This is a genomic window from Streptococcus porcorum, assembly GCF_053203725.1.
Window position 1 is genome coordinate 24469 of sequence record NZ_JBRUDG010000019.1, and the last position, 7200, is coordinate 31668.

Consider the following 7200-nt stretch of genomic DNA (forward strand, 5'->3'; position numbering starts at 1 on the left):
CCTTATCCAATAATAATATCACATTCAGCATAGTGAATGTCTTTTTCTTTTTTTTGTAAAATACTAAGAAGGACCGTGATGGGCCCAACACGTCCGATAAACATGAGAGCCATGATGATACATCGTCCTATTGTCGAAAGTTGGCTTGTCAACTCCATACTAACCCCAACAGTCGCAATAGCACTGCTAGCTTCAAAAAATAGGGCAAAAGGGTCTAAATGAGGCTCGTTTTCTAATAATAGTAGATAGCCAATGATTAGGATCCCAAAGAAGAAGAGTAAGACGGTGAGGGTCTGTCGTAAAAGACGTTGAGGGATTGTCCGATTTTGAAAGGTGACCTGGGATTGTCCTGCCAACTCTGCTCGAAATAAAAGAAATAAAATGGCTGCAACACTGACTTTAATTCCTCCTGCAGTTCCTCCAGGCCCTCCTCCTATCAACATTTGTAAGATATAGAGAAAATTTGTAGCATGACCAGTATCTAGGTAGGATAAGGTTGAAAAACCTGCCGTTCTCATGGTGACACTTTGAAAAAAACTGACCAAGATTTGTTCAGGAAAGGTCAAATATTTTAAGGTCTCGGAGTTATTATATTCTAGTAGAAAAGATAAGCCCGTTCCCAATAAGAGAATGATAGCCGTACTGTTTAGAATTAAGCGAGAATGAATCGATAAGTGTTTCCAAAAATTCGCCCAAAATCGTGGTTGTTGTCGGCTGTTTAAGTAGCTGTTGTAAAGATCATGCCAGACATTAAATCCCAATCCTCCAGAAAAAATTAAAAAAGCAAGGACAAGATTAATCAAGGGGTTAAGAGCAAAAAGTTGTAAACTGTTTTGACCGATATTGTCAAATCCAGCATTACAAAAAGCTGAAACTGCTAAAAAGAGGCTATTGAAGATTCCATTTCCCCATCCAAATCTAGGAATAAAATCAAATGCCAATAAAATCGCACAGATTAATTCAATTCCAAAGGTAAGACGATAGGCAAAAAAGAGATATTCTTTTAAGTGGTGATGGGTGCTTTGACTCATTGCAGATTGTAGCAATGTTTGATCACGCAGAGAAAGGCGTTTTTTGAGGCTGTATTGGCTAAAGGCGACTAAAGAGACTAAGCCAAGTCCTCCAATTTGCATTAAGGCCATTGCAGTGACTTGGCCCAGTCCATTATAGACCTCACTGACAGGAAATACAGATAACCCCGTCACACAGACCATAGATACAGCAGTAAAAAGATGATCAAGATAGCTTGTTTCAGGAGCATTTGGATAGTGCATCAGAGGTGATGCTAACAATAAACTTCCGATAAAAATAAGAGCAATAAAACTAAGGCTAAGTTTTTGAGTGGTTGATAGTGGATAAGTGAGGATTGATTTTTTCATAGAACCTCCAAGATAAACTAGAGTTATTATATCAAAAAAATAAAGTGCAGTGAGATTTGACAAGGAGAAGTCCTTGCGTATAATAAAAGAAAAGGAGAAAATATGACACGGGCTAAATTAACATTTAATAGTAGTATCGCAAAGAAGAAACCAACTAATCAAGATCGTTGTCCATTTTGTTATCAAGAGGAATTAGGAAAAGTCTTGGATCGACAAGATCAAATGATTTGGGTTGAAAACAAATACCCTGTTTTAGAGCAGGCTTATCAAACCTTGATTATAGAGTCAGATTGGCATGATGGAGATATTCCGATTTATTCTAGGGATTATAACCGACAGCTATTTTCTTATGCAGTAGAAAAATTTGAGTACCTAGAGCAATCTGAGAAATTTAAATCGGTTTTATGCTATAAAAATTTTGGCCCCTTGTCTGGTGGGAGTTTGCGCCATCCTCACTTTCAAATTGTGGGGCTAGAAACCGTTGACGGTTATGCTTTTATTCAAGAAAGTGCTTTTGAGGGACTGGAGGTTCAATCTTTTAGACAAGGTGCTAGGCTGGTCTTATCTTTGGATCCCATTGCAGGTGGTTTAGAGTTTAATATTATTATCTCTAAACGCTCGCATTTAGAAATCCTAGCGGATGTCTCTCAGTTAGTTTTACGCTTTATCACATATGTTTATTTTAAAGATAAGGAAGCTTCCTATAATTTATTTTTATATCCTATAAAAGAGGGCTTTGTATGTAAAATCATGCCTCGTTATGTGGTATCTCCTTATTTATTGGGATATGGTATTAGACAAGTTCCTAGCCAAAAACGTCTTAGTCAACTTAAAAGCCAACTAGAAAGTTATTTGAAAGACAGTCTGTCAGATGATATTTAGACGATAAAAAGTCCATCTTTACCTCTTGGTCATGGAGAGAGTGAAGATGGACTTTAAAAGATGGGAACTCTTTATTAAGGGAAATTTTCGGTTGATAGCGTGTGAGTTGTTTTCTAAATAACTGGTTTAGAGTGGTTTTTTATTGGGCATTCCTGCTTTTCTAGGATATTTGTTAGGGGTTTCTTTTTTCTTAGTGACAATAGTAAGGTTGCGGCCATCCCCGTTTGGCAGTTGGTAATCCTGACTGATGTCAACTTTACCAAAGAGCAAGTTAAGAGCTCTTTGGGCATCTTCTAATTCTTGGTCGGCGGCGCTGGCTTTTAAGGCAATGACTTGCCCATTAACTTTTAGAAAAGGAATAGTAAGCTCAGATAGTACTTGCATTCTTGCAACAGCTCTTGCGGTTACGATATCAAACTGTCCACGAAAAGCCTTATCTTGTCCAAAATCCTCAGCTCGACCGTGGAAAAAGCGTACATTTTGAAGCCCTAACTCTTCTGATAAAAGATGGAGGAAATTGATACGTTTGTTCAGTGAATCAATAATGGTAACCTTCAAGTTGGGACAGATAATTTTCATTGGCAAACTAGGAAAACCAGCTCCAGCACCAATGTCTAAGATGGAGATAGGCTCATTTTTGATGTAGCCCATTAGGACTGGGGCTAAGGAATCATAAAAGTGTTTGAGATAAACTTCTTCTTTTTGGGTGATGGCAGTGAGATTGATTTTTTCATTCCATTCAACGAGGAGGGTAAAGTAACGATCAAATTGATTTTTTTGCTGATCAGTTAGCTCAAAACCTGCTTGAGCTAGTAGGGTATAAAATTCTTGCTTGGTCATAGTTTCTCCTTTATTCTTGATTATTTTATCATAAAAATAGAAGGTGTGGCAGGATTAAAAAAGAGATGATGCGTTTTTCTCCTTATTTCAAGAAATTTGTTATAATGGAAAGAAAATAAAAAGGAGACAAAAATGGGAATCATTATTGGATTAGTTGTAGTTGCTATTTTAGTAATAGGGGGAATTTTTAGTTACAATGGTTTGGTAAAACGTCGTATGCAGACAACAGAGGCTTGGAGTCAAATTGATGTGCAGTTGAAACGTCGAAATGATTTAATTCCTAATCTCATTGAAACGGTGAAAGGTTATGCAAGCTATGAAGGAAAGACGCTAGAGAGTATCGCAGAGTTGCGTGCACAGGTGGCAAATGCCAAGACACCTAGTGAAGCGATGGTAGCTAGTGATGCGCTAAGTCGTCAAGTGTCAGGTATCTTTGCGGTTGCAGAGAACTATCCTGATCTAAAAGCTAATGCTAGCTTTGTTAAGTTGCAAGATGAGTTGACGAATACTGAAAATAAAATTTCTTATTCACGCCAGCTTTATAACACCACAACTGCAAATTATAATGTGAAACTAGAGACTTTCCCAAGTAATCTTATTGCAAAAATTTTCCGATTTAAGCCAAGTGAATTTTTAGAAATTCCTGAAGAAGAAAAAGCTGTGCCAAAGGTTGAGTTTAACTTTTAAGGGGTGATGGGATGTTATTTGACCAAATTGCTCAAAATAAAAGGCGAACAGTTTTTTTACTCATCGTTTTCTTTGCACTTTTAGCCGCTTTAGGCGCAGCAGTTGGTTACTTGTGGTTACGCTCAAGCCTAGGCGGTATGGTGGTAGCCTTAATTATTGGGATCATCTACGCTTTTAGTATGATTTTTCAATCGACTAATGTGGTCATGTCTATGAATGGCGCAAGAGAAATTAGCATCGAAGACTATCCTGATTATTATCATATTGTTGAGGATATGGCTATGGTGGCCCAAATTCCCATGCCTAGAGTTTTTGTGATAGAAGATAGAGGGTTGAACGCTTTTGCAACAGGATCTAGTCCAGAAAATGCGGCGGTTGCTGCAACAACGGGATTACTATCTGTGATGAACAGAGAAGAGCTAGAAGGTGTCGTTGGCCATGAGGTTAGTCATATTAGAAATTACGATATTCGGATTTCTACGATTGCTGTTGCTTTAGCTAGTGCAGTCACCATGCTCTCGAGTATGGGAGGGAGAATGATGTGGTACGGTGCAGGTCGTTCTCAGCGTCGCCAAGATAATAGCCGTTCGTCTGGTTCAGACTTAGTAGTGGTGATTTTTTCTTTAATCACCATTCTCTTAGCACCTCTAGCTGCTACTCTAGTGCAACTGGCCATTTCTAGACAGAGAGAGTATTTAGCTGATGCTTCTGGTGTTGAGTTGACCAGAAATCCTCAAGGTTTGATTCGTGCACTTGAAAAATTAGATCACTCTGTACCGATGGAGCATGAGGTGGACGATGCTAGTAGTGCCTTGTATATCAATGACCCGAAAAAAACAAACCGCTATCAGTCTTTGTTTTATACTCATCCCCCTATCGCCGATAGAATTGAGCGTTTAAAAAAGATGTAAGTTTTCAAAGTAAAGATACTGATTTTAATAGTTTTGAAATTTGAGACATTAGATAGTCTATAGAAAAGTCTGGAAATCTTCAGACTTTTTTCTAACTCGTTCTATTTCATTAGTGCTCTGTTGAGTCATATGATTTCCGATATATAGAATATAAAATCAATATTTCTTAATATCTAGTCGAAATTAAAGAAATATATCGAATAAGCTTATAAAGTAAGAATAAAATGACAGAAGTTCTAAAAACTTGCTGTTTTACTTCTTGTTTGATAAAATTTAGGTGAGAAAAAATGATTTAGAAGGATAATGAACAAAAAAATAGACATATTGTTAATTTTATGATATAAATTTAACATGGTGTTTATTCTGAAAGAGTTATGACAGGATATAGTACTAAGAAGGAAAATACCAGACGTTATTTAGATTTAGCCTTGGTAGAGTTATTACAGGAAGTACCTTTTCATAAGGTATCTGTTTCTAATTTAACGAAAAAAGCAGGGCTTTCTCGTGGGACTTTTTATTTACATTATGTAGACATAGATGATTTTTTGAATAGTCAAAAAACAGGTTTATTAGCACAATTTAAAGAAGAGTTTTTGTCTGCTTCAGATAACAAGAGTTTCCAAAGAAAAATAACTGACCTCATTTACTATATTGAGAATCATTTTGAGCTTTTCAAAGGATTGTTAGGGGTAAATGGTGATAAATATTTTGAAAAAGATATCATTATTTTTATTCAAGAATTTATTTTTGAAGATTATGAATTAGAAAATAGGTTTCCTGAGTTGCCGGATCAGTATATCATCAATCTGAGTGTGATGAGTATTATTTCTATCATCCTAACTTGGTTGGAGGAAAGAGAGCCCAGGTCTGCTCAGGAAATTTTAGAGATTATTAGAGAAACGCGTCAAATTACCTTAAATGAGTTGGTAGAAGGAAAACTATGATATTTAATCTTTTAGATGTTAAAAAAAAGCCTGAGGGAATAACCTTTGAAGAGCAATTGGATTTAAAAGAAGAGTTACAAGATCGTAACAGTGAAATCTTGGATATTAGAGATATCTTGGCTAAAGGCCAGTTGATTTATGAAAATGGACTATACCTTTTGGAGTATCAGTTGTCGTATGTTTTGGTTCTCCCTTCAAGTCGATCTATGACACCTGTTGAGTTAGAGCAGTCCTATGGGGTTGTAGAAGTTTTTGTTTCAGCTGAAGAACTGCTTGCTAAGCAAGATTTAGTAGATGAAGATTTAGTCTTAGTTCTAGATGGAACGACTCTCAGTTTGTCGGAGAGTGTTGCGGATAATATTATTCTTAATATTCCAATGAAAGTTTTGACGACTGAAGAAGAAAACGATGATACCATGCCTTCAGGTCAATCGTGGTCGGTCTTGACAGAGAGTCAGTACAAGGATTTGCAAGAAGAAAAAAAAGCCGAGTCTAGTCCATTTGCTTCTCTGAGCAAATTATTTGACAGTGATGAGTGAATTGATGTAAAATAATCATTTTGCTTTAAAAATGATTGAAAAAACTAACAAGAGATAGTATAATTATACCGATGCGTTAAGTTTGGATGTGATGATAACTTCATGATATCCTATAAAGGAAGAAGGTTGGTGAAAATGGTAAAGAAAATTTTAATTATTGAAGATGAAAAAAATCTCGCTCGCTTTGTTTCTCTGGAGTTGCAACATGAGGGATATGAGGTAACGATTGCTCATGATGGTCGTAGCGGCCTAGAGCAAGCAATAGATGATGATTTTGATTTAATTCTTTTAGACTTGATGTTACCAGAGATGGACGGGTACGAAGTAACACGTCGACTTCGTCAAGAAAAAACGACTTATGTGATTATGATGACAGCGCGTGATTCCGTGATGGATATCGTGTCTGGTCTTGATAGAGGTGCTGATGATTATATTGTTAAACCATTTGCGATTGAGGAGTTGTTAGCACGGGTTCGTGCGACTTTCCGTCGTCAAGATTTTGAAAGTGAAAAATCCTTTTCTGATGGTTCAGCTATTTATCGTGACTTAAAGATTGACAGTCAAAATCGTTCAGTGGTTCGTGGTGACACAACTATCCCATTGACAAAACGTGAGTTTGACTTGCTAAACGCATTGATGAGTAATGTCAATCGAGTAATGACACGTGAGGAGTTGCTTTCACGTGTCTGGAAATATGATGAAGCGGTTGAGACTAATGTTGTCGATGTTTATGTTCGTTACCTTCGTGGTAAGATTGATGTCCCAGGACGTGAAAGTTATATTCAGACCGTTCGTGGAATGGGATATGTGGTACGTGAAAAATAATGTTAAAAAAAATACGTGAGTATTATCACCGTGCTAGTTTAAAAGGAAAATTGTCTGTGACGACTTTTGGCTCTATAATTTCTGTAGTGGGTAAGAACACCGTGGAAATTATGGAGCCTTTTTGAATATAGAAAAAGGTCCCATATGACCTATAATGAAAAGCGACGAAACTCACATTAGAAAGGGTTCATAT

The 7200-nt window shown here is 36.8% G+C and carries 8 protein-coding genes; 6 read left to right on the plus strand and 2 right to left on the minus strand.

Going from position 1 to position 7200, the window contains the following annotated elements:
* Positions 1–2: 2 nt before the first annotated feature.
* Positions 3–1379 (minus strand): TrkH family potassium uptake protein, encoded by a 1377-nt coding sequence (locus tag ACVRWY_RS06125; protein WP_354369090.1) that lies wholly within the window; start codon positions 1377–1379, stop codon positions 3–5.
* A 102-nt stretch (positions 1380–1481) separates the two neighbouring features.
* On the opposite strand from ACVRWY_RS06125, the gene ACVRWY_RS06130 reads away from it, so the two are divergent.
* Positions 1482–2261 (plus strand): DUF4931 domain-containing protein, encoded by a 780-nt coding sequence (locus tag ACVRWY_RS06130; RefSeq protein WP_354369088.1) that lies wholly within the window; start codon positions 1482–1484, stop codon positions 2259–2261.
* Between the two features lie 126 nt (positions 2262–2387).
* Here ACVRWY_RS06130 and rsmG read toward each other — a convergent pair whose 3' ends face one another.
* Positions 2388–3101: a 16S rRNA (guanine(527)-N(7))-methyltransferase RsmG gene (gene rsmG, locus ACVRWY_RS06135; RefSeq protein WP_354369086.1), complete on the minus strand. Its 714-nt coding sequence runs from the start codon at positions 3099–3101 to the stop codon at positions 2388–2390.
* 132 nt (positions 3102–3233) lie between these two features.
* Between rsmG and ACVRWY_RS06140 the strand changes: the two genes are divergently transcribed.
* The 5 genes from ACVRWY_RS06140 (at position 3234) to ACVRWY_RS06160 (ending at position 7007) form a co-directional block, all read left to right on the plus strand.
* Positions 3234–3788 (plus strand): LemA family protein, encoded by a 555-nt coding sequence (locus tag ACVRWY_RS06140; protein WP_354369084.1) that lies wholly within the window; start codon positions 3234–3236, stop codon positions 3786–3788.
* Positions 3789–3799: 11 nt separating this feature from the next.
* Positions 3800–4699, plus strand: coding sequence for a zinc metalloprotease HtpX (gene htpX / locus ACVRWY_RS06145; RefSeq protein WP_354369082.1), 900 nt, complete (start codon positions 3800–3802; stop codon positions 4697–4699).
* Between the two features lie 374 nt (positions 4700–5073).
* Positions 5074–5643, plus strand: coding sequence for a TetR/AcrR family transcriptional regulator (locus tag ACVRWY_RS06150; RefSeq protein WP_354369080.1), 570 nt, complete (start codon positions 5074–5076; stop codon positions 5641–5643).
* Positions 5643–6182, plus strand: coding sequence for a YceD family protein (locus tag ACVRWY_RS06155; RefSeq protein ID WP_354369142.1), 540 nt, complete (start codon positions 5643–5645; stop codon positions 6180–6182). The genes ACVRWY_RS06150 and ACVRWY_RS06155 overlap by 1 nt, the downstream gene beginning before the upstream one ends.
* A gap of 135 nt (positions 6183–6317) precedes the next feature.
* Complete coding sequence (locus tag ACVRWY_RS06160; RefSeq protein ID WP_354369078.1) at positions 6318–7007, plus strand: response regulator transcription factor; 690 nt, start codon at positions 6318–6320, stop codon at positions 7005–7007.
* Positions 7008–7200: the final 193 nt, after the last annotated feature.